Here is a 22,255-nt window from a genome sequence, read left to right on the forward strand (position 1 = left end):
TTAGGGGAACACCACCGGCGTCGACACCGAGCAAACTTGCAGAAGTCCGAATGCAGCGACCAAAACAAGCCACCTAGGATCACGCTGATAGTCCGGGTACCAGCCCGGATGCCCCTGCTTGTCTCATTTCTTCAAAATAAGAGCCGCAGCTTTGCAAGCTGCTGCTCAGGTTAAAACTACGGCGCCGGTTGAAGCCTGCGCCGTAGCATCCACGGGTACAGCGGTCCTACGGGTACAGCAGCTGAATCACACGCCGCTTTGCAGCAACATGTTACGTACGTGACCGATGGCCTTAGTCGGGTTCAGGCCTTTCGGACAGACGTTGACGCAGTTCATGATCCCGCGGCAGCGGAATACGCTGAACGGGTCATCCAGCGAAGCCAGACGCTCGGCAGTCTTGGTGTCACGGCTGTCTGCCAGGAAGCGATACGCTTGCAGCAGAGCAGCTGGACCCAGGAACTTGTCGGGGTTCCACCAGAAGGACGGGCAAGAGGTCGAGCAGCAGGCGCACAGGATGCACTCGTACAGACCGTCGAGCTTTTCACGCTCTTCAGGGGACTGCAGACGCTCGATGGCCGGAGCCGGCGTGTCGTTCTGCAGGTATGGCTTAACCTTCTCGTATTGCTTGTAGAAGATGCTCATATCGACGACCAGGTCACGGATAACCGGCAAACCTGGCAGAGGACGAACGATCAACTTGTTACCTTTTACAACGGCAGACAGCGGCGTGATGCAGGCCAGGCCGTTCTTGCCGTTGATGTTCATGCCGTCGGAGCCGCAGACGCCTTCACGGCAGGAACGACGGTAGGAAAACCCTTCGTCCTGCTCTTTGATCAGCGCGAGCACGTCCAGCACCATCAGGTCCTTACCACCGGTATCGACCTGGAATTCCTGCATGAACGGCGCAGCGTCCTGATCAGGGTTGTAGCGATAAACACTGACTTGCAACATGGCGGTCACCCTTAATAAGTCCGGACTTTAGGTTCGAAAGTCGGAACAGTCTTCGGCGAGAAGTTCACGGCACGCTTGGCAACGCGTTTCTCACCCGGGAAGTACAAGGTGTGGCACAGCCAGTTTTCGTCGTCACGGTCTTCGAAGTCTTCACGGGCGTGAGCACCGCGGGACTCTTTACGTACTTCGGCAGCGATGGCGGTAGCTTCAGCCACTTCCAGCAGGTTTTGCAGTTCCAGCGCTTCGATACGAGCCGTGTTGAACGCTTGCGACTTGTCGTTGATCTTGACGTTGGCAATGCGTTGACGCAGTTCGGCCAGCTGGGCGATACCCTTCTGCATGTATTCGCCGGTACGGAATACACCGAAGTAGTTCTGCATGCAGCTTTGCAGCTCGCGGCGCAGGGTCGCGACGTCTTCGCCATCGGTGCGCTCGTTCAGGGCGGACAGACGGGCCAGAGCGGTCTTGATGTTTTCCTCGGTGGCGTCGTCGTACTCGATACCGTCGGTCAGCGCCTTTTCCAGGTGCAGGCCGGCAGCACGGCCGAAGACCACCAGGTCGAGCAGCGAGTTGCCGCCCAGGCGGTTGGCACCGTGAACCGATACGCAAGCCACTTCGCCTACAGCGAACAGGCCCGGGATAATGGTGTCGACGCCTTCGCCGTTCTGGGTGATCGCCTGGCCGTGAATGTTGGTGGCAACGCCGCCCATCATGTAGTGGCAGGTTGGAACGACCGGAACCGGGGCAACCACCGGGTCAACGTGAGCAAACGTTTTCGACAGTTCGCAAATGCCTGGCAGACGGCTGTGCAACACTTCCTCGCCCAGGTGGTCGAGTTTGAGCATTACGTGGTCGCCATTCGGACCGCAACCGTTACCGGCGATGATTTCCTTGACCATCGAGCGGGCAACCACGTCACGACCAGCCAGGTCTTTCGCGTTCGGCGCATAACGCTCCATGAAACGCTCGCCGTGCTTGTTGATCAGGTAACCACCTTCACCACGGCAACCTTCGGTCACCAGTACACCGGCGCCGGCGATACCGGTCGGGTGGAACTGCCACATTTCGATGTCTTGTACCGGTACGCCTGCACGCAGAGCCATGCCGACGCCGTCACCGGTGTTGATCAGAGCGTTGGTGGTCGACGCGTAGATACGGCCGGCACCGCCGGTCGCCAGCACGGTGGCTTTCGAACGGATGTAGGTGGTTTCGCCGGTTTCGATGCAGATGGCGATAACGCCGACGAACGCGCCGTCGTCATTCTTCACCAGATCGACAGCATAGTACTCGTTCAGGAACGTGGTACCGGCTTTCAGGTTGCCCTGATAAAGGGTGTGCAGCAGCGCGTGACCGGTACGGTCGGATGCTGCGCAGGTACGGGCCGCCTGGCCGCCTTTACCGTAGTCCTTGGACTGGCCACCGAACGGACGCTGATAGATGCGGCCGGTTTCGGTACGGGAGAATGGCAGACCCATGTGGTCCAGCTCGAATACGGCAGCCGGGCCTTCCTGACACATGTATTCGATAGCGTCCTGGTCACCGATGTAGTCGGAGCCCTTGACGGTATCGTACATGTGCCAGCGCCAGTCATCGTTCGGATCCGCCGACGCGATGGCGCAGGTGATGCCGCCCTGTGCCGAAACGGTGTGCGAACGGGTCGGGAACACCTTGGTGATCACGGCAGTCTTGTGACCGCCCTGTGCCAGTTGCAGCGCTGCGCGCATGCCGGCGCCGCCGCCACCAATGATGATGGCGTCGAAAGAAATCGTTGGAATGTTAGCCATGACTCAGATACCCCAGAGAATCTGCACACCCCAGACGAAGTAAGCGAACATCGCAACGCCGCATACTGCCTGGAAAAGGAAACGTATTGCAGTCGCGGACTTGCCGAACGCCATTGGCGTCAGGTAGTCGGTCGCGATGGTCCACATGCCGACCCAGGCGTGAGCGCCGAGGGCAACGAGGGCCAGGAGACTGAAGATACGCATCCAGTTGCTGGCGAACAGTTCATGCCATTGGGCGTAGCCGATGCCAGGGTGGGCAACGACGTATCCGATCAGGAAAATGAAGTAAGCCGCGAGAACGACCGCAGACACACGTTGCGCCATCCAGTCATAGAGGCCCGAACGCGACAGGTTCGTGACGTTAGTTACCATATCCAAACTCCTGCCAGAACGATTACCACCACGGAAACGGCGATAACGATTTTCGAGCCCAGCTTGCCGCCTTCCAGCGTCTCACCGATGCCCATGTCCATGATCAAGTGGCGCACGCCGGCTACCAGGTGATACAGCAGAGCGGACAGGATGCCCCAAATCACTAGCTTGGCTAGCGGACTGGTCAGACACGCTTTCACCTGGCCGAAGCCTTCCTCGGAGCTCAGCGACTTGTCCAATGCGTAAAGCATGATGGCAAGGCACACGAAGAGGATGACACCGGAGATACGGTGAAGAATGGACGTGTAAGCAGTGACTGGGAGTTTGATGGTCCTTAGGTCTAGGTTTACAGGTCGTTGGCTTTTCACGGCTTTTTTTTCACACTGAAGAGCCCCTAACAATCAGGGCAAAGTTGTTGGGGAGTGCACTGGTCAGGTAACCACCACCCAGGGAGGCGACCCCCAATAACGCAAGCCCAAAAGCCCTTGGCGGTCGGTGGCCGAGTATAGACAGTTAGGCTACTAATGACAACGCGTTCACCTTCCCCTAATAGCGGATTGCGCAAGTTGGATAAAAGGCGTAAATGGCAGTCAATTTCGAGGAAAAAGTCCGGTTAAAGCCTTCTGGGGCAAGACTTTAGGCAAATTGACATTCGAATTTATCTCACTATAGTGGTGCGGGCCCTGCGTGGGGGGTCTGTCTGATGATTTCAAGCATAAATAGGAGGCCACATGGCTGACAAAAAAGCGCAGTTGATCATCGAGGGCGCAGCCCCCGTCGAGCTGCCCATTTTAACCGGCACCGTTGGTCCCGATGTTATCGACGTACGGGGCCTGACGGCCACGGGCCGTTTCACCTTTGACCCTGGTTTCATGTCGACCGCCTCCTGCGAGTCGAAGATCACCTATATCGACGGCGACAACGGCATCCTGCTGCACCGCGGCTACCCGATCGAACAACTGGCTGAAAAGTCGGACTACCTGGAAACCTGCTACCTGTTGCTCAACGGCGAATTGCCGACCGCAGAACAGAAGGCCCAGTTCGTCAGCACCGTCAAGAACCACACCATGGTTCACGAGCAGTTGAAGACGTTTTTCAACGGTTTCCGCCGCGACGCCCACCCGATGGCCGTCATGTGCGGTGTAGTCGGCGCCCTCTCCGCCTTCTACCACGACTCCCTGGACATCAATAACCCGCAGCATCGCGAAATCTCCGCGATCCGTCTGGTTGCCAAGATGCCGACCCTGGCAGCGATGGTTTACAAGTACTCCATGGGTCAACCCATGATGTACCCGCGCAACGACCTGTCGTATGCGGAAAACTTCCTGCACATGATGTTCAACACCCCGTGCGAGATCAAACCGATCAGCCCGGTGCTCGCCAAGGCCATGGACCGGATCTTCATCCTCCATGCCGACCACGAGCAGAACGCTTCGACCTCCACCGTGCGCCTGGCAGGCTCTTCGGGTGCCAACCCGTTCGCCTGTATCGCCGCCGGCATCGCTGCACTGTGGGGCCCTGCCCACGGCGGTGCGAACGAAGCCGTGTTGACCATGCTCGATGAAATCGGCAATGTCTCGAACATCGACAAGTTCATCGCCAAGGCCAAGGACAAGAACGATCCGTTCAAGTTGATGGGCTTCGGTCACCGCGTTTACAAGAACCGCGACCCACGCGCCACCGTCATGAAGCAGACCTGCGACGAAGTGTTGAAGGAACTGGGCATCAATAACGATCCGCAACTCGAACTGGCCATGCGCCTGGAAGAGATCGCCCTGACCGACCCGTACTTCATCGAGCGCTCGCTGTACCCGAACGTCGACTTCTACTCGGGGATCATCCTCAAGGCGATCGGCATCCCAACCAGCATGTTCACCGTGATCTTCGCCCTGGCGCGGACCGTCGGCTGGATCTCCCACTGGAAGGAAATGCTCTCCAGCCCGTACAAGATTGGCCGTCCGCGCCAGCTGTACACCGGCTACGAGTCGCGTGACATCACCAAGCTGGAAGACCGCAAGTAAGACCTGTCTTGCTCTAGCGCGTTGAGTTGCACCGGAAACGGCCTCTGCTTTTTATATGAGCAGGAGGCCGTTTTTGTTTGTGGCAGGCTTGCCTGGCCCCTTGGGGGAGCGAGCGCGCCCCTGTGAGCGCCCAGGCAACACCACCCCATCGCTAACCGCCATCGCGAGCAGGCTCGCTCCCATAGGGGGCAGGTCAGGCCAAAGCCAAGCCAAGCCAAGCCAAAGCCAAAGCCAAAGCCAGTCAATCTCGCTGCCACAGGTATCGCGCACAAAAAAAGCCCCGGTCTCTCGACCGGGGCATTTCTTCAAACGTTGCTATCTGAACAACAGCGTCAAGCCTTAGTGGGAAACCGCCCCACTCGCGCCCAGACCGGTCTGCGAGCGAACGAATTGCGGGAAGAACAGCGCCCGCTCGTTGTCGGCTGCAGTCGATTTGTCGGTGATCGAGAAGAACCAGATCCCCACGAAGGCAATGATCATCGAGAACAGCGCCGGGTACTCATACGGGAAGATAGCCTTCTCGTGATGCAGGATCTGCACCCAGATGGTCGGGCCGAGGATCATCAGGCCAACGGCACTGATCAGGCCCAGCCAGCCGCCAATCATCGCACCGCGGGTGGTCAGCTTCTTCCAGTACATGGAAAGCAGCAGAACCGGGAAGTTGCAACTTGCCGCGATGGAGAACGCCAGGCCCACCATGAACGCGATGTTCTGGCTTTCGAACAGGATACCCAGGCCGATCGCCAGCACCGCCAGGGTGATGGTGGTGATTTTCGAGACGCGGATTTCATCCTTCTCGTTGGCCTTGCCTTTCTTGATCACGCTGGCATACAGGTCGTGAGACACCGCCGATGCACCGGCCAGGGTCAGACCGGCAACCACCGCCAGAATGGTCGCGAACGCTACCGCCGAGATGAAGCCCAGGAAGATGCTGCCACCCACGGCGTTAGCCAGGTGCACCGCCGCCATGTTGTTGCCGCCCAACAGCGCGCCCGCTGCATCCTTGAACGCAGGGTTGGTGCTGACCAGCAGAATCGCGCCGAAGCCGATGATGAAGGTCAGGATGTAGAAGTAACCAATGAAGCCGGTTGCGTAGAGCACGCTCTTGCGCGCTTCCTTTGCGTCACTCACGGTGAAGAAGCGCATCAGGATATGCGGCAGGCCAGCAGTACCGAACATCAGGGCCAGGCCCAGGGAGAACGCGGAGATCGGATCCTTCACCAGGCCGCCCGGGCTCATGATCGCCTCACCTTTGGGGTGAACCTTGATCGCCTCGGAGAACAGCGTGCTGAAGTCGAAGTTCACGTGTTTCATCACCATCAGCGCCATGAAGGAAGCGCCGGACAGCAACAGCACAGCCTTGATGATCTGCACCCAGGTGGTTGCCAGCATGCCGCCGAACAGCACGTAGGCACACATCAGGATGCCGACCAGGATCACTGCCACATGGTAATCGAGACCGAACAGAAGCTGGATCAGCTTGCCGGCACCGACCATTTGCGCGATCAGGTAGAAGGCCACCACCACCAGCGAACCGCAGGCGGACAGCGAGCGGATCTGGGTTTGCCCCAGGCGATAGGACGCCACGTCGGCAAAGGTGTATTTGCCCAGGTTACGCAGACGCTCGGCGATCAGGAACAGAATGATCGGCCAGCCCACCAGGAAGCCGATCGAGTAGATCAGGCCGTCGTAGCCGGAGGTGAACACCAGCGCGGAAATACCCAGGAAGGACGCCGCGGACATGTAGTCACCGGCAATCGCCAGACCGTTCTGGAAACCGGTGATCTTGCCACCCGCCGCGTAGTAGTCGGCGGCCGAGTTGTTTTTCTTGGACGCCCAGTAGGTGATGTACAACGTTGCGCCAACGAAGGCCACGAACATCAGGATCGCGGCAACGTTCAGCGGTTGTTTCTGTACGGCGCCGGTCAGGGCGTCAGCCGCCCAGGCCCCCGGTGCGAATGCTGCGACGCTCAATAGAGCCATTAGACGCCGGATCATTGCTGAGCCTCCTTGAGAATCGCATTGTTCAGGTCGTCGAATTCGCCATTGGCGCGTCGAACATAGATGCCGGTCAGGACGAAGGCCGAGAGAATCAGCCCGACACCGATCGGTATACCCCAGGTAATGGATGACTCAGGACTGATCCTGGCCCCCAGCACGTGCGGTCCATAGGCGATCAAAAGGATGAATCCGGAGTAAAGCCCAAGCATGATCGCCGATAGAATCCAGGCGAACCTTTCTCGCTTGCTAACCAGCTCCTTGAAGCGCGGGCTGTTTTGAATCGAGAGGTAAATGCTGTCGTTCATTGTTTTTATCCTCGCAGCACAGATTATTGTTGGAACACTACCCACTCTATTCGGCTGCGAGCCGGGTTCCAGACGACCTTAGTCTTAGAACGCCATGACGTTTTCGCCAATTTCCAGCATGACGAAACAAATGTGGGAGCGAGCCTGCTGGCGAAGGCATCCTGTCAACCAACATCGCTGTCGACTGGCAGGCCGCTATCGCGAGCAGGCTCGCTCCCACAGTGAAACGCTTGTTGTGTTTATTTGATCCAGTCAGCCACGCGATCCGGGTGCTTGGCTACCCAGTCCTTCGCGGCGGCGTCAGGCTTGGCGCCTTCCTGGATGGCCAGCATGACTTCACCGATTTCATCCTTCGAAGCCCACTGGAAGTTCTTCAGGAACTTGGCCACTTCCGGTGCCTTGGCATCCAGTTCCTTGCTGCCGATGCTGTTCACGGTTTCAGCCGCGCCGTACACGCCTTTCGGGTCTTCCAGGAAACGCAGTTTCCACTTGGCGAACATCCAGTGTGGCACCCAACCGGTCACGGCGATGGATTCGTTCTTCTTCTCGGCACGGGTCAGCTCGGCAATCATGCCGGCGCCGGAACTGGCCTTGAGTTGATAACCGGTCAGGTCGTAATCCTTGATCGCCTGCTCGGTCTTGAGCATCACGCCTGAGCCGGCGTCGATGCCGACGATGCGCTTCTTGAAGCTGTCATCGGTCTTCAGGTCTTCAAGCGACTTGGCTTTGACGTACTCCGGCACGATCAGGCCGATTTTGGCGTCCTTGAAGTTCGGGCCGTAGTCAACGACCTGATCCTTGTTCTTCGCCCAGTAATCGCCATGGGTCACTGGCAGCCACGCCGACAACATGGCGTCCAGCTTGCCGGTCGCCACGCCCTGCCACATGATCCCGGTGGCCACGGCCTGGAGCTTCACGTCATAGCCGAGCTTCTGCTTGATCACTTCGGCCGCCACATGAGTGGTCGCGACGCTGTCGGACCAGCCGTCAACGTAACCGATGCTCAGGGTCTTGGTTTCTGCGCTGGCGAATGTCGAGCCCATCGCAAGTACCAGAGCGGCACCTGCGCCTAAAAGTCGTCGCATCTTCATCGTTACTTCCCCGAAATGCTGCGCTCGACGGGTGCCGAGCCGCGTCAACGTATTGTTATGGTGCACAGCGCCCCCATCACGCCTCACCGCAAACTCGCTCGATCATCAGCGGAGTACTGACGCCTCGATAATCAACCTGACGCCGACCTGAACCTGTGCTGCCAACGACCTCAAGGCATCGAGAAACGACATCAGAACGCCATTAACTCAGCGCCATATAAATGAACCGGGCAATCCGCCCGAACTTTGCATGTCAAAATCATGCAGGCCATCAATCCCGGGACAAATGCAGGTAACATGCGCCGCTTTGCTCCCACACGGCCTGACCATGTCCGCGACCTCACGCTTTCCTTTTGCTGCCTATGTATTCGCCTGTCTGCTGGGCCTGTTTGCCCTGGGCGGCTTTTGGTATGGCCTTGGCCAACCGGTGATCCTGCCGGATGTGGCCAGCGCGACGCACAAGTTGCAATGTGCCTCCTACACACCGTTCGACAAGGACCAGTCGCCCTTCGACCAGCCCTTCAAGTTGCGTCCCGAGCGCATGGACGCCGATCTGGCCCTGCTGGCCACCCGCTTCGAATGCATCCGCACCTACTCCATGACCGGCCTCGAGGCCTTGCCGGATCTGGCGCGCAAACATGGGCTCAAGTTGATGATCGGTGCCTGGGTCAACAGCAACCCGGTGGACACCGCCAAGGAAGTCGACCTGCTGATCGCCTCGGCCAATGCCAACCCGGACGTCGTGACCGCCGTGATCGTCGGCAACGAAACCCTGCTGCGCAAGGAAGTCACCGGCGCGCAGCTGGCCAGGCTGATCAACAAGGTCAAAAGCCAGGTCAAGCAGCCGGTCACCTACGCCGACGTCTGGGAGTTCTGGCTCAAACACCCGGAAATCGCCCCTGCGGTGGATTTCCTGACCATCCACCTGCTGCCGTACTGGGAAGACGATCCCTCCAACATCGACGCCGCCTTGCAACATGTTGCCGAAGTGCGTCAGGTGTTCGGCGACAAGTTCGCGCCCAAGGACGTGATGATCGGTGAAACCGGCTGGCCCAGCGAAGGCCGTCAGCGCGAAACGGCGCTGCCGAGTCGAGTCAACGAAGCCAAGTTCATTCGCGGCTTTGTGGCCATGGCCGAACAGCAAGGCTGGCACTACAACCTGATCGAGGCCTTCGACCAGCCGTGGAAACGCGCCAGTGAAGGGGCGGTCGGCGGGTACTGGGGCCTGTTCGATGCCGACCGCCAGGACAAAGGCGTGCTGGCCGGTCCGGTGTCGAACGTGCCGTACTGGTCACAGTGGCTGGGGGTGGGCGGGCTGATCTTCCTCGGGACGCTGATCCTGGGCGGTCGCGTGCGAAATACCCGTGCAGCTCTGGTACTGCCGCTGCTGGGGGCGCTGGCGGCCTGCTCGCTGGGCGCCTGGGGCGACCTGGCCCGGGTGACCACCCGCTTTACCAGTGAGTGGCTGTGGGTGGCCTTGCTGACGGCGCTGAACCTGCTGGTACTGGCGCACGCGGCGTTGACATTGAGTGCACGCACCGGCTGGCGGGAACGGGCGTTCAATGCCTTCGAACGCCGATCAGGCGGATTGTTGGCGCTGATCGGGTTTGCAGCGGCGGTGTCGATGCTGGAACTGGTGTTCGACCCGCGCTATCGCAGCTTTCCCAGCGTGGCGTTCATCGTGCCGGCGCTGGTCTACCTGTGCCGGCCGGTGAGCGTGCCGCGTCGGGAGATTGCGCTGCTGACCTTCATCATCGGTGCCGGCATCGCGCCGCAGCTGTTTCGTGAAGGGCTGGAAAACCAGCAAGCCTGGGGCTGGGCGCTGGTGAGTGGGTTGATGGTGGCGGCGTTGTGGCGCAGCTTGCGGGTGCGCAAGGCTTAAGCGCCGCGAGACGCCCGCACCAGCCGCAACCCGGCGATCACCACCGCAAACACCGCCAGTGTGGTGTTGTACAACGCCAGTGCCGGCAACCCGAGCACCAGCGCCAGCACCGCCAGCCACCACCCTGCCCGCCCTGGCAACACGAAACCGGTCAGGGCGCAGGCCAGGGCGCCCCAGCCCAAGACCTTGAAGTGAATCATCAAGCCCAGGTTCGAACGGACCTGGCATTCCCAGCGACTCGCCTCATCGACGCAGACGCCGACCCACTGCGCATCCTCCATGAAGCCGTAACGCGCGCCATAACTGGCGGCCAGCCACAACGGCAGCAAAACGAGCAGAAGAATCACGGGCAGGCGGCGGGACATGAAGCACTCCAATCATCGAAAACGGCCGTCAGCTTAATCGCCCAACAGCGTTAAGCAAACGCTAACAACAGTTAACTGGTCATCCAATCACTGCAAAGTGTATCGTCCAGCTACTATTACTCCGAAATCAGGCCTGTTTGGTGCCGATGCATGGCACTTTGGCGCATTTGCCGTGGTCATAGCCTGCGAACTTCATTCGGCACCTTTCCTTAAGGGATTCAGTCATGCTCCGTTCCTTGCGCTTCGCCGCCTTGTTTAGCGGCCTTATATTGAGTGCGTCCGCACTGGCGGCTGATATCGACGCCGCCAGTTATGGCTACCCTTTGACCAACCCGTTTGAAGCCACCATCGCCACGACACCGCCCGACCTGCGTCCGGAGCTGCCGCTGGATGACGACATCAATCAATCGGACCACACCCTCGCGCTACGCCCGGAGCGCGAGTTCCAGTTGCCTGACAACTTCTGGCCGGTGAAAAAACTCACCTACCGCATCGCCACCCAGGACAAGCCCGCACCGTTGATCTTCCTGATCGCCGGCACCGGCGCACGCTACGACAGCACTCTGAACGAGTACCTGAAAAAGCTTTACTACAAGGCTGGCTACCACGTGGTGCAACTGTCGTCGCCGACCAGTTTCGACTTCATCAGCGCCGCGTCGCGCTTTGCCACCCCCGGCATCAGCAAGGACGACGCCGAGGACATGTACCGCGTGATGCAGGCGGTGCGGGCGCAAAACCCGAAACTGCCGGTCACCGATTACTACCTGTCGGGCTACAGCCTGGGCGCACTGGATGCCGCGTTCGTCGCCCACCTGGACGAAACCCGCCGCAGCTTCAACTTCAAGAAAGTGCTGCTGCTCAACCCGCCGGTCAATCTCTACACCTCGATCACCAACCTCGACAAGCTGGTCCAGACCGAGGTCAAGGGCATCAACAACACCACCACCTTCTATGAGCTGGTGCTGAACAAACTGACCCGCTACTTCCAGCAGAAAGGCTACATCGACCTCAACGACGCGTTGCTCTACGACTTCCAGCAGTCCAAGCAACACCTGACCAACGAACAGATGGCGATGTTGATCGGCACCTCGTTCCGCTTTTCGGCGGCCGACATTGCCTTCACCTCGGACCTGATCAACCGCCGTGGCCTGATCACGCCGCCCAAGACGCCGATCACCGAAGGCACCAGCCTCACGCCTTACCTCAAGCGCGCGCTGCAATGTGACTTCGACTGCTATATCACCGAACAGGTGATCCCGATGTGGCGCGCCCGCACCGATGGCGGCAGCCTGCTGCAATTGATCGACCAGGTGAGCATGTATGCGCTGGAGGATTACCTGCGCAAGAGCCCGAAAATCGCCGTCATGCACAATGCCGACGACGTGATCCTCGGCCCCGGCGACCTCGGTTTCCTGCGCCGCACCTTTGGCGATCGCCTGACCGTCTACCCACTGGGCGGCCACTGCGGCAACCTTAACTACCGCGTCAACAGCGACGCCATGCTGGAGTTCTTCCGTGGCTAAATACCTCCTGCTTATCGCCGCGCTGCTCTGTGCAACCACCGCCAATGCCGACAACAGCAAGGCCAACGCACCCGTGGTCATCGACAGTGATGGCTTCAAGGAACCGTTGAGCAAGCTCAAGTTCAACCCGGGACTGGATCAACGCGAGTTCGAGCGTTCGACGCTGAGCGCGCTGAACGTCTATGACCCGCTGGAAGAATGGAACCGTCGCGTCTACCACTTCAACTACCGCTTCGACCAATGGATCTTCCTGCCGGTGGTCGACGGCTATCGTTACGTCACCCCGAGTTTCCTGCGCACGGGGGTCAGCAACTTCTTCAACAACCTGGGCGACGTGCCCAACCTGCTCAACAGCCTGTTGCAGTTCAAGGGTCAACGCTCGATGGAAATCACCGGGCGCCTGCTGCTCAACACCACCATTGGCATCGCCGGCCTGTGGGACCCGGCCACCGCCATGGGCCTGCCGCGCCAGAGCGAAGACTTTGGCCAGACCCTGGGCTTCTACGGCGTCCCCGCCGGCGCGTACTTCGTCCTGCCGATTCTCGGACCGTCGAACCTGCGGGATACCGGTGGCCTGGTGGTGGACTTCAGCGCCGAGAATGCGATCAACTTCCTCAATGTGGCCGAAGTCAGCTCCAACCACCCGGAAGTGTGGCTTCTGCGCGCCGTCGACAAGCGCTATCAGACCAGCTTCCGCTACGGTCAGCTGAACTCGCCGTTCGAGTACGAGAAGGTGCGGTACGTGTACACCGAATCGCGCAAGTTGCAGATTGCCGAGTAACGATCACCCCGATGTACGGTGGGAGCGAGCAGGCTCGCTCCCACCTGTCTGCAGGGGTCGGCTTCAGCCTTTCAGCCTTTCAGCGCTTTCCAGGTTTTACTGACCGCCATCACTCCCGCCAGCACCACCGCCCCCGCCACAATCCCCGCCAGCCCATTGAGCAGCATCGACACGACAAACCCGGCTGCACCCGCTCCGGCACTGACACCCTCGATCCAGTGATGCACCAGCGGCACACCGTGAGTCAGAATGCCGCCGCCCACCAGGAACATCGCCGCCGTGCCAATCACCGACAGGCTTTTCATCATGTACGGTGCCGCACGCAGAATGCCTGCACCGATGCGCCTGGCGATCTGCCCCGGCTTTTGCGTCAACCACAAGCCCAGGTCATCGAGTTTGACGATACCGGCGACCAGACCGTAAACACCAATGGTCATGACTATGGCGATGCCGGACAGCACCAGCACCTGCTGGGTCAGCGCGGCGCCGGCCACGGTGCCGAGGGTGATGGCGATGATTTCCGCCGAGAGGATGAAGTCGGTACGGATCGCCCCCTTGATCTTGTCTTTTTCGAAGGCCACCAGGTCCACCGCCGGATCGGCCACGGCCTCGACCCGTTCAGCATGCTCCGCCTGATCTTCGGCCTTGCTGTGGAGGAACTTGTGCGCCAGTTTTTCGAAGCCTTCGAAGCACAGGTAAGCGCCGCCGACCATCAACAGCGGCGTGACCAGCCACGGAATGAACGCGCTGATGGCCAATGCCGATGGCACCAGGATCAGCTTGTTGACGAACGAGCCCTTGGCCACCGCCCACACCACGGGAATTTCCCGCTCGGCACGCACGCCACTGACCTGCTGGGCATTGAGGGCCAGATCATCGCCCAGCACGCCAGCGGTTTTCTTTGCGGCCATCTTGGTCATCAACGCGACGTCGTCCAGTACGGCGGCAATGTCGTCGATCAGCAACAGCAAGCTGCTTCCTGCCATGAATCGCGCTTCCTTCATTCAATGAATGCCTTGCAGCATAGCGCGGCCGCGCGCCGCATGGTGCATTCTTGAGCGCCGCCAAAGGCCGGTGCTACCATGCGCAACCGCCAGAACAGGCAAGGAACCCCCTGGTTTATGAGCACGATCCGCGAGCGCAACAAACAACTGATACTGCGTGCCGCCAGTGAGGAGTTTGCCGACAAGGGCTTCGCTGCGACCAAAACCAGCGACATTGCCGCCAAGGCGGGATTGCCCAAACCCAACGTCTACTACTACTTCAAGACCAAGGAAAACCTTTACCGCGAGGTTCTGGAAAGCATCATCGAGCCGATCCTGCAGGCGTCGACGCCCTTCAATCCGGAAGGCAAACCCAGTGACGTGCTGAGCGGCTACATCCGTTCGAAAATCCGCATCTCCCGCGACCTGCCCTTCGCCTCGAAAGTGTTCGCCAGCGAAATCATGCACGGTGCCCCGCACCTGAGCACCGACCTGGTGGAACAGCTCAACAGCCAGGCCAGGCACAACATCGCCTGCATCCAGACCTGGATCGACCGCGGCCAGATCGCCCCCCTCGACCCGCATCACCTGATGTTCAGCATCTGGGCCGCGACCCAGACCTACGCCGACTTCGACTGGCAGATCACGGCGGTCACCGGCAAGGAAAAGCTCGACGAAGCGGACTATGAAGCTGCGGCACAAACGATTATCCGGCTGGTGCTCAAGGGGTGTGAGCTGGACTGAGGAATCACCACGCGGCGAGCGCCAGCAAGCCCGCCGCCACAGGGTCTCGTGAGCACAGAAGATCCAGCGTGCGAGCGGGCTTGCTCGCGAAAGCGCTCGTTCAAGCAACCAAACTCAAGCCACCACCCCCGCATCCGCCCTCAACCCCAGCGCCTCGATCGCGTTGATCGCGCACTGTTCATCCACATCCGACAGATCTCCGCTGATCCCCACCGCTCCGAGCACATTCCCGTCCTGATCCCGAACAAGCACACCGCCCGGTGCCGGCACCACGCTGCCCTGCCCCAGGCTGTTGAGGGCGGCGATGAAGGCCGGGCGTTGTTGTGCGTCGAGCGCCAGCAGGCGCGAGCCCTTGCCCAGGGCGATGGCGCCCCAGGCCTTGCCGATGGCGACGTGGGGGCGCAGCAGACTCGCACCGTCTTCGCGGTGCAGGGTGATCAGGTGCCCGCCTGTATCCAGGACCGCAATGGTCAGGGGGGCGGCGCCGATAGCCCGCCCCGCGTTGATGGCTTCGTTAGCCAGGTTGACTGCCACTTTCAAGGTTAAAGCGCTCATGGTGCCGTCCTCATTTCGTGATTGGGAAAGCGGGGGCTGCGCATTTCTCTGACACTTTCGCCGCAGCCGAATACAACAAATAGAACACAATGAAGTATGTTTTTGTATACAATAATTTTCTGAATTCGTTATGGGCGACGAAAAACCACAGCAAAACGGCCTTCCGACGAATGAAACAGCTGCTTGAGAAAATGGATTGACCTGCACGGCCTGCCGTGAATAAACTCGGCGCAAAGCCACTTGTATACAATTACAAAACGTAAAGAGGCACAAAACCATGAGCAAAATGAGAGCAATCGAAGCCGCCGTTCTGGTGATGCGCCGTGAAGGGGTTGAAACCGCCTTTGGCATTCCCGGCGCCGCAATCAACCCGCTGTACTCCGCCCTGCAAAAGGTCGGCGGCATCGATCACGTCCTCGCTCGCCACGTCGAAGGCGCCTCGCACATGGCCGAGGGTTACACCCGCACCAAGGCTGGCAACATCGGCGTGTGCATCGGCACCTCTGGCCCTGCCGGCACCGACATGGTCACCGGGCTCTACAGTGCCTCTGCGGACTCCATCCCGATCCTGTGCATCACCGGGCAAGCACCCCGCGCCCGCCTGCACAAGGAAGACTTCCAGGCTGTCGACATCACCAGCATCGTCAAGCCGGTGACCAAGTGGGCAACCACCGTTCTGGAGCCGGGCCAAGTGCCCTACGCGTTCCAGAAGGCGTTCTACGAAATGCGCTCCGGTCGTCCAGGCCCGGTGCTGATCGACCTGCCGTTCGACGTGCAGATGGCGGAAATCGAATTCGACATCGACGCCTATCAGCCGCTGCCATTGGCCAAGCCCAGTGCCACCCGCGTCCAGGTGGAAAAAGCCCTGGCCTTGCTGGATCAGGCCGAACGCCCATTGCTGGTGGCCGGTGGCGGCATCATTAACGCCGATGCCAGCGACCTGCTGGTAGAGTTCGCCGAATTGACCGGTATCCCGGTCATCCCGACGCTGATGGGCTGGGGCAGCATTCCCGACGATCACCCGTTGATGGTCGGCATGGTCGGCCTGCAAACCTCGCACCGTTACGGCAACGCGACGATGCTCAAGTCGGACGTGGTCCTGGGCATCGGCAACCGTTGGGCCAACCGTCACACCGGTTCGGTGGAGGTGTACACCGAAGGCCGCAAATTCATTCACGTGGACATCGAAGGTACGCAGATCGGCCGTGTGTTCACCCCGGACCTGGGCATCGTCTCCGACGCCGCCGCCGCGCTGACCGTGTTCATCGAGGTCGCTCGCGAGTGGCAAGCCGCCGGCAAGTTGAAAAACCGCAGCGCTTGGCTGCAGGACTGCCAGCAGCGCAAGGCCAGCCTGCACCGCAAGACCCACTTCGACAACGTGCCGGTCAAGCCGCAACGCGTCTACGAAGAGATGAACCAGGTGTTCGGCAAGGACACTTGCTACGTCAGCACCATCGGTCTGTCGCAGATAGCCGGCGCGCAGTTTCTGCACGTCTACAAGCCGCGTCACTGGATCAACTGCGGCCAGGCGGGTCCCCTGGGCTGGACCATTCCGGCGGCACTGGGCGTGGTCAAGGCTGATCCGAGCCGCAAGGTCGTGGCGCTGTCCGGCGACTACGACTTCCAGTTCATGATCGAAGAACTGGCCGTGGGCGCACAATTCAAGCTGCCGTACATCCACGTCGTGGTCAACAACTCGTACCTGGGGCTGATCCGTCAGGCCCAGCGCGGTTTCGACATGGACTATTGCGTGCAGCTGTCCTTCGATAACCTGAACGCACCGGAACTCAACGGTTACGGTGTCGACCATATCGCGGTGGCCGAAGGCCTGGGCTGCAAGGCGCTGCGCGTATTCGAACCGGCCGACATCGCCCCTGCCCTGCGCAAGGCCGAAGCGTTGATCGAAGAGTTCAAGGTGCCGGTGATCGTCGAGATTATCCTGGAACGCGTGACCAACATTTCCATGGGCACCGAGATCAACGCGGTCAACGAGTTCGAGGACCTGGCACTGGTCGGCAACGACGCACCGACGGCGATTTCGATGCTTGATTGAAGATTGAACTTTCCCCTGTGGGAGCGAGCAGGCTCGCGATAGCGGTGTGTCAGATTACAGGGAGGCTGAACACACCGGTTTCATCGCGAGCAGGCTCGCTCCCACAGGGGACCTCACAAGATTTACAGGAGACCACCATGCCGCGTTTCGCAGCCAACCTGTCCATGCTGTTCACCGAGCAGGATTTTCTCGCCCGTTTCGAAGCTGCCGCCAAGGCCGGCTTCAGTGGCGTCGAGTACCTGTTCCCCTACGACTTCAGCTCCGCCGAGATCAAGGCCCGGCTCGATGCCAACGGCCTGACCCAGGTGCTGTTCAACCTGCCGGCCGGTGACTGGGCCAAGGGCGAGCGCGGTCTGGCCTGCCTGCCGGATCGCGTTGAAGAATTCCGCGCCGGTGTCGACCTGGCAATTGCCTATGCGCAAGTGCTGGGCAACACCCAGGTCAACTGCCTGGCCGGCATTCGCCCACAGGGCGTCGATGACGCCACCGTGGAAAAGACCTTCGTCGCCAACCTCAAGTATGCGGCCGACAAGCTGCAGGCGGTGGGCATCAAGCTGGTGATGGAGGCGATCAACACCCGCGACATCCCGGGCTTCTACCTGAACAACACGGCCCAGGCCCTGTCGATTCGCGAACAGGTGGGCAGCCCCAACCTGTTCCTGCAATACGACATCTATCACATGCAGATCATGGAGGGCGACCTGGCCCGCACCATGGCCGCGCACCTGGGCGAGATCAACCACATCCAGCTGGCCGACAACCCGGGGCGCAACGAACCGGGCACGGGTGAAATCAACTACCGCTTCCTGTTCGAACACCTGGATCGCATTGGCTACCAGGGTTGGGTGGGTTGCGAATACAAGCCGCTGACCACCACCGAAGCAGGTCTGGGCTGGTTGAAAACCCACAACGCGATCTGACCCGGATCCTATGTGGGAGCGAGCCTGCTCGCGATGAGGGTGGCACTTTCAATGCTTGTATTGCCTGCCAAACCGCTATCGCGAGCAGGGCTCGCCCCCACAAAAAGCAGCACCCCCCTTTGCTTGAGCAAGACAAAAACAAGAGGAATTTCTCATGGCTAAAATCGGATTCATCGGCACCGGCATCATGGGCCACCCAATGGCGGCGAACCTGCAGAAAGCCGGTCACAGCCTGTTCCTGTCGGCGCATCACGATGCGGCGCCGGCCGATCTGGTCGCCGCTGGCGCCATCGCCCTGGCGAACCCGAAAGAAGTCGCCCAGGAAGCCGAGTTCATCATCGTCATGGTGCCGGATACCCCGCAGGTCGACGACGTGCTGTTCCGCGCCGACGGCGTGGCTGCCGGTGTCGGCAAAGGCAAGGTGGTGATCGACATGAGTTCGATCTCGCCGACGGCCACCAAAGCCTTCGCGGCCAGGATCAACGAGAAAGGCGCGCAGTACCTCGACGCCCCGGTGTCCGGCGGTGAAGTCGGCGCCAAGGCCGCGACCCTGAGCATCATGGTCGGCGGCGAGGCAGATGCCTTCGAACGTGCCCTGCCGCTGTTCCAGGCCATGGGCAAGAACATCACCCTGGTCGGTGGCAATGGCGACGGACAAACCGCGAAGGTGGCGAACCAGATCATCGTCGCGCTGAACATCCAGGCGGTGGCCGAAGCCTTGCTGTTCGCGTCGAAAAACGGTGCCGATCCGGCCAAGGTGCGTGAAGCGCTGATGGGTGGCTTCGCTTCGTCGAAGATCCTTGAAGTGCATGGCGAGCGCATGATCAAGGGCACCTTCGATCCAGGTTTCCGCATCAGCCTGCACCAGAAGGACCTCAACCTGGCCCTGCAAGGCGCCAAGGAACTGAACATCAATCTGCCGAACACTGCCAACGCCCAGCAAGTGTTCAGCACCTGCGCAGCCATCGGCGGCAGCAACTGGGACCACTCGGCGCTGATCAAGGGCCTGGAGCACATGGCGAACTTCTCGATTCGCGATCAGTAAGCCCCGCACGCCCCCTTGTGGGAGTGGGCTTGCCCGCTCCCACAAGGTTCCGAGTGACCCCTTCCAATAACAAGAATCCCGGGAGCCCGCCATGTCGGTCGATCCGCAACAACTGCTGCGCGAGCTGTTTGCCACAGCCATCGACGCGGCCCATCCGCAGCACGTCCTCGAAGCGCACTTGCCAGCCGACCGCAGCGGTCGGGTGATTGTCATCGGTGCCGGCAAGGCCGCCGCCGCCATGGCCCAGGTAGTCGAGCGCTGCTGGCAGGGCGAAGTGTCCGGTCTGGTCGTGACGCGTTATGGTCACGGCGCCCCCTGCGAAAAAATCGAAGTGGTCGAGGCCGCGCACCCGGTGCCCGATGCGGCCGGTCAGGCGGTGGCCAGGCGCGTCTTCGAACTGGTCAGCGGCCTGACGGAAGACGACCGCGTGATCTTCCTGCTGTCCGGTGGCGGTTCGGCGTTGCTCGCCCTGCCAGCGGCGGGCATCAGCCTGGCCGACAAGCAATCGATCAACAAGGCCCTGCTCACCTCCGGCGCCTCCATCGGCGAGATGAACTGCGTGCGCAAGCACCTCTCGGCGATCAAGGGCGGGCGCCTGGGCAAGGCCTGCTGGCCAGCCACCGTTTACACCTACGCGATTTCCGATGTGCCGGGGGATCTTGCCACGGTCATCGCTTCCGGACCCACCGTCGCCGACCCCAGCACCTCGGCCGAGGCGCTGGCGATCCTCAAGCGCTACGCCATCGAGGTGCCGGCGTCCGTGCGCAACTGGCTGCAAAACCCGGCATCGGAAACCGTCAAACCTGGCGATCCGAGCCTGGCCCGCAGCCACTTTCAGTTGATCGCCCGCCCGCAACAGTCGCTGGAGGCGGCGGCGGTGAAGTGCCGTCAGGCCGGGTTCAGCCCGCTGATCCTCGGCGACCTGGAGGGCGAATCCCGCGAAGTGGCCAAAGTCCATGCCGGCATCGCCCGCCAGGTGGTGTTGCATGGCCAGCCGCTGGCGGCACCCTGCGTGATTCTGTCGGGCGGCGAAACCACCGTCACCGTGCGCGGCAATGGCCGTGGCGGGCGCAACGCCGAATTCCTGCTGAGCCTGACCGACAGCCTCAAAGGCCTGCCCGGCGTCTACGCGCTGGCCGGTGATACCGATGGCATCGACGGCTCCGAGGACAACGCCGGCGCGATCATGACCCCGGACAGCTACGCCCGCGCCACGGCGCTGGGCCTGAGCGCCAGTGACGAGTTGGACAACAACAATGGCTACGGGTATTTCGCCGCGCTCGACGCCCTGATCGTCACGGAACCGACCCGCACCAACGTCAACGACTTCCGCGCCATTCTGATTCTCGAGAGCCCTCACCATGAAGCCCGATAAAAAGGTCAAGATCCTCGCCACCCTGGGCCCCGCCATCGGCGGGATCGACGACATCCGCGAACTGGTGCAGGCCGGGGTCAACATCTTTCGCCTGAACTTCAGCCATGGCGATCATGCCGACCATGCCCAGCGCTACCGGTGGATTCGTGAAGTCGAGCGCCAGCTCAATTATCCGCTGGGCATCCTGATGGACCTGCAAGGCCCGAAACTGCGGGTTGGCACGTTCGCCGAGGGCAAGGTGCAACTGCATCGCGGCCAGGCCCTGCGCCTGGACCTGGACCCGACCCCGGGCGATGAGCGCCGGGTCAACCTGCCGCATCCGGAAATCATTGCCGCACTGGAGCCGGGCATGGACCTGCTGCTGGACGACGGCAAGCTGCGCCTGCGGGTGGTCAGCAAGGTCGGCGACGCCATCGACACCACCGTGCTCAATGGCGGCGAGCTGTCCGACCGCAAAGGCGTGAATGTGCCACAAGCGGTGCTGGAGCTGAGCCCGTTGACCGCCAAGGATCGCCGCGACTTGAGTTTCGGCCTGGAACTCGGCGTGGACTGGGTCGCGCTGTCGTTCGTGCAACGCCCGGAAGACATGCGCGAGGCACGTGCACTGATCGGTGACAAAGCGTTCCTGATGGCCAAAATCGAGAAACCCTCGGCCGTCACGCAACTGCGGGAAATCGCCGAATTGAGCGACGCGATCATGGTCGCTCGCGGCGATCTGGGCGTGGAAGTCCCGGCCGAAAGCGTGCCGCAGATTCAGAAGACCATCATCGGCATTTGCCGCCAGCTCGGCAAACCGGTGGTGGTGGCGACGCAGATGCTTGAATCGATGCGGTTCTCCCCGGCGCCGACCCGCGCTGAAGTCACCGATGTCGCCAATGCCGTGGCCGAGGGTGCCGATGCGGTCATGCTGTCGGCGGAAACCGCCTCCGGTGAGTACCCGCTGGAAGCCGTGCAGATGATGAGCAAGATCATCCGTCAGGTGGAGAACGGCCCGGACTATCAGACCCAACTGGACGTCAGCCGTCCCAGGGCTGAAGCCACGGTGTCCGATGCAATCAGTTGCGCAATCCGCCGGATCAGCAACGTGCTGCCGGTGGCGGTGCTGGTGAACTACAGCGAGTCGGGGACGTCGAGCCTGCGGGCCGCGAGGGAACGGCCGACGGTGCCGATCCTCAACCTGACGCCGAACCTGCAGGCGGCGCGTCGCCTGACCGTGGCCTGGGGCGTGCACTCAGTGGTCAACGATCGCCTGCGCCAGGTGGATGAGGTGTGTTCCACCGCGCTGGAAATTGCCCAGGCCCAGGGCATGGCCGAGCGTGGCGACACCCTGCTGATCACGGCGGGTGTGCCCTTCGGGCAGCCGGGGTCGACCAACTCGCTGCGTATCGAGACCCTTATCTAGCGGCTGCGTCGCCCCGTTCGCGAGCGAGCCCGCTCCTACAGTGGATGGTGTGGGAGCGAGCCTGCTCGCGATGAGGGCAACTCGATCCCACTGACTTCTTGA

The 22,255-nt window shown here is 60.9% G+C and carries 20 protein-coding genes; 10 read left to right on the forward strand and 10 right to left on the reverse strand.

Annotated features, from left to right (window positions below; translation table 11 throughout):
* Nucleotides 1-246: 246 nt before the first annotated feature.
* From IB249_RS03280 to sdhC, 4 genes are read right to left on the reverse strand one after another with little or no spacing between them, the layout of a single operon-like run.
* The gene (locus tag IB249_RS03280; RefSeq protein WP_192302072.1) at nt 247-951 is read right to left on the reverse strand and encodes a succinate dehydrogenase iron-sulfur subunit; all 705 of its coding nucleotides are present in this window, start codon (nt 949-951) and stop codon (nt 247-249) included.
* Nucleotides 952-962: 11 nt separating this feature from the next.
* Nucleotides 963-2,735: a succinate dehydrogenase flavoprotein subunit gene (gene sdhA, locus IB249_RS03285; RefSeq protein ID WP_192302073.1), complete on the reverse strand. Its 1,773-nt coding sequence runs from the start codon at nt 2,733-2,735 to the stop codon at nt 963-965.
* Between the two features lie 3 nt (nt 2,736-2,738).
* Nucleotides 2,739-3,107: a succinate dehydrogenase, hydrophobic membrane anchor protein gene (sdhD, locus tag IB249_RS03290; RefSeq protein ID WP_027922414.1), complete on the reverse strand. Its 369-nt coding sequence runs from the start codon at nt 3,105-3,107 to the stop codon at nt 2,739-2,741.
* Nucleotides 3,101-3,475, reverse strand: a complete 375-nt coding sequence (sdhC, locus tag IB249_RS03295) for a succinate dehydrogenase, cytochrome b556 subunit (protein WP_016773673.1) — start codon at nt 3,473-3,475, stop codon at nt 3,101-3,103. Before sdhC ends, sdhD begins: the two co-directional genes overlap by 7 nt.
* A 363-nt stretch (nt 3,476-3,838) precedes the next feature.
* Here sdhC and gltA point away from each other — a divergent pair, with 363 nt between their 5' ends.
* Nucleotides 3,839-5,128, forward strand: a complete 1,290-nt coding sequence (gene gltA / locus IB249_RS03300; protein ID WP_192302074.1) for a citrate synthase — start codon at nt 3,839-3,841, stop codon at nt 5,126-5,128.
* Between the two features lie 339 nt (nt 5,129-5,467).
* Here gltA and IB249_RS03305 read toward each other — a convergent pair whose 3' ends face one another.
* From IB249_RS03305 to IB249_RS03315, 3 genes are all read right to left on the reverse strand, one after another.
* Complete coding sequence (locus IB249_RS03305; protein ID WP_192302075.1) at nt 5,468-7,126, reverse strand: cation acetate symporter; 1,659 nt, start codon at nt 7,124-7,126, stop codon at nt 5,468-5,470.
* Complete coding sequence (locus IB249_RS03310; RefSeq protein ID WP_192302076.1) at nt 7,123-7,434, reverse strand: DUF485 domain-containing protein; 312 nt, start codon at nt 7,432-7,434, stop codon at nt 7,123-7,125. Before IB249_RS03310 ends, IB249_RS03305 begins: the two co-directional genes overlap by 4 nt.
* Before the next feature lie 239 nt (nt 7,435-7,673).
* Nucleotides 7,674-8,525, reverse strand: a complete 852-nt coding sequence (locus IB249_RS03315) for a glycine betaine ABC transporter substrate-binding protein (protein WP_192302077.1) — start codon at nt 8,523-8,525, stop codon at nt 7,674-7,676.
* 286 nt (nt 8,526-8,811) lie between these two features.
* Here IB249_RS03315 and IB249_RS03320 point away from each other — a divergent pair, with 286 nt between their 5' ends.
* Nucleotides 8,812-10,407: a beta (1-6) glucans synthase gene (locus IB249_RS03320; protein WP_192302078.1), complete on the forward strand. Its 1,596-nt coding sequence runs from the start codon at nt 8,812-8,814 to the stop codon at nt 10,405-10,407.
* Here the strand turns inward: IB249_RS03320 and IB249_RS03325 are convergent.
* Entirely contained in the window at nt 10,404-10,772 is a 369-nt protein-coding gene (locus IB249_RS03325; RefSeq protein ID WP_192302079.1) for a hypothetical protein, read from the reverse strand. The genes IB249_RS03320 and IB249_RS03325 overlap by 4 nt on opposite strands.
* A 224-nt stretch (nt 10,773-10,996) precedes the next feature.
* Here IB249_RS03325 and IB249_RS03330 point away from each other — a divergent pair, with 224 nt between their 5' ends.
* Nucleotides 10,997-12,295: a serine/threonine protein kinase gene (locus IB249_RS03330; protein ID WP_192302080.1), complete on the forward strand. Its 1,299-nt coding sequence runs from the start codon at nt 10,997-10,999 to the stop codon at nt 12,293-12,295.
* Nucleotides 12,288-13,076, forward strand: coding sequence for a VacJ family lipoprotein (locus IB249_RS03335; protein ID WP_192302081.1), 789 nt, complete (start codon nt 12,288-12,290; stop codon nt 13,074-13,076). The genes IB249_RS03330 and IB249_RS03335 overlap by 8 nt, the downstream gene beginning before the upstream one ends.
* A gap of 71 nt (nt 13,077-13,147) precedes the next feature.
* On the opposite strand, the gene IB249_RS03340 is transcribed toward IB249_RS03335, so the two are convergent.
* Nucleotides 13,148-14,062 (reverse strand): DUF808 domain-containing protein, encoded by a 915-nt coding sequence (locus IB249_RS03340; RefSeq protein ID WP_192302082.1) that lies wholly within the window; start codon nt 14,060-14,062, stop codon nt 13,148-13,150.
* A gap of 135 nt (nt 14,063-14,197) precedes the next feature.
* Between IB249_RS03340 and IB249_RS03345 the strand changes: the two genes are divergently transcribed.
* On the forward strand, nt 14,198-14,803 hold the full coding sequence (locus IB249_RS03345; protein ID WP_192302083.1) for a TetR/AcrR family transcriptional regulator: 606 nt from the start codon (nt 14,198-14,200) through the stop codon (nt 14,801-14,803).
* 114 nt (nt 14,804-14,917) lie between these two features.
* Here IB249_RS03345 and IB249_RS03350 read toward each other — a convergent pair whose 3' ends face one another.
* Entirely contained in the window at nt 14,918-15,358 is a 441-nt protein-coding gene (locus IB249_RS03350) for a GlcG/HbpS family heme-binding protein (RefSeq protein WP_192302084.1), read from the reverse strand.
* A gap of 277 nt (nt 15,359-15,635) precedes the next feature.
* On the opposite strand from IB249_RS03350, the gene gcl reads away from it, so the two are divergent.
* The 5 genes from gcl (at nt 15,636) to pyk (ending at nt 22,153) form a co-directional block, all read left to right on the forward strand.
* Nucleotides 15,636-17,411: a glyoxylate carboligase gene (gene gcl, locus IB249_RS03355; protein WP_192302085.1), complete on the forward strand. Its 1,776-nt coding sequence runs from the start codon at nt 15,636-15,638 to the stop codon at nt 17,409-17,411.
* A 137-nt stretch (nt 17,412-17,548) separates the two neighbouring features.
* Nucleotides 17,549-18,331, forward strand: coding sequence for a hydroxypyruvate isomerase (gene hyi / locus IB249_RS03360; RefSeq protein ID WP_192302086.1), 783 nt, complete (start codon nt 17,549-17,551; stop codon nt 18,329-18,331).
* Nucleotides 18,332-18,485: 154 nt separating this feature from the next.
* On the forward strand, nt 18,486-19,376 hold the full coding sequence (locus IB249_RS03365) for a 2-hydroxy-3-oxopropionate reductase (RefSeq protein WP_192302087.1): 891 nt from the start codon (nt 18,486-18,488) through the stop codon (nt 19,374-19,376).
* Nucleotides 19,377-19,467: 91 nt separating this feature from the next.
* Nucleotides 19,468-20,751, forward strand: a complete 1,284-nt coding sequence (locus IB249_RS03370) for a glycerate kinase (protein WP_192302088.1) — start codon at nt 19,468-19,470, stop codon at nt 20,749-20,751.
* On the forward strand, nt 20,738-22,153 hold the full coding sequence (pyk, locus tag IB249_RS03375; RefSeq protein WP_192302089.1) for a pyruvate kinase: 1,416 nt from the start codon (nt 20,738-20,740) through the stop codon (nt 22,151-22,153). The genes IB249_RS03370 and pyk overlap by 14 nt, the downstream gene beginning before the upstream one ends.
* Nucleotides 22,154-22,255: the final 102 nt, after the last annotated feature.

This window comes from Pseudomonas sp. PDM04 (genome assembly GCF_014851765.1).
In the GTDB taxonomy this organism is placed as follows: Bacteria; Pseudomonadota; Gammaproteobacteria; order Pseudomonadales; family Pseudomonadaceae; genus Aquipseudomonas.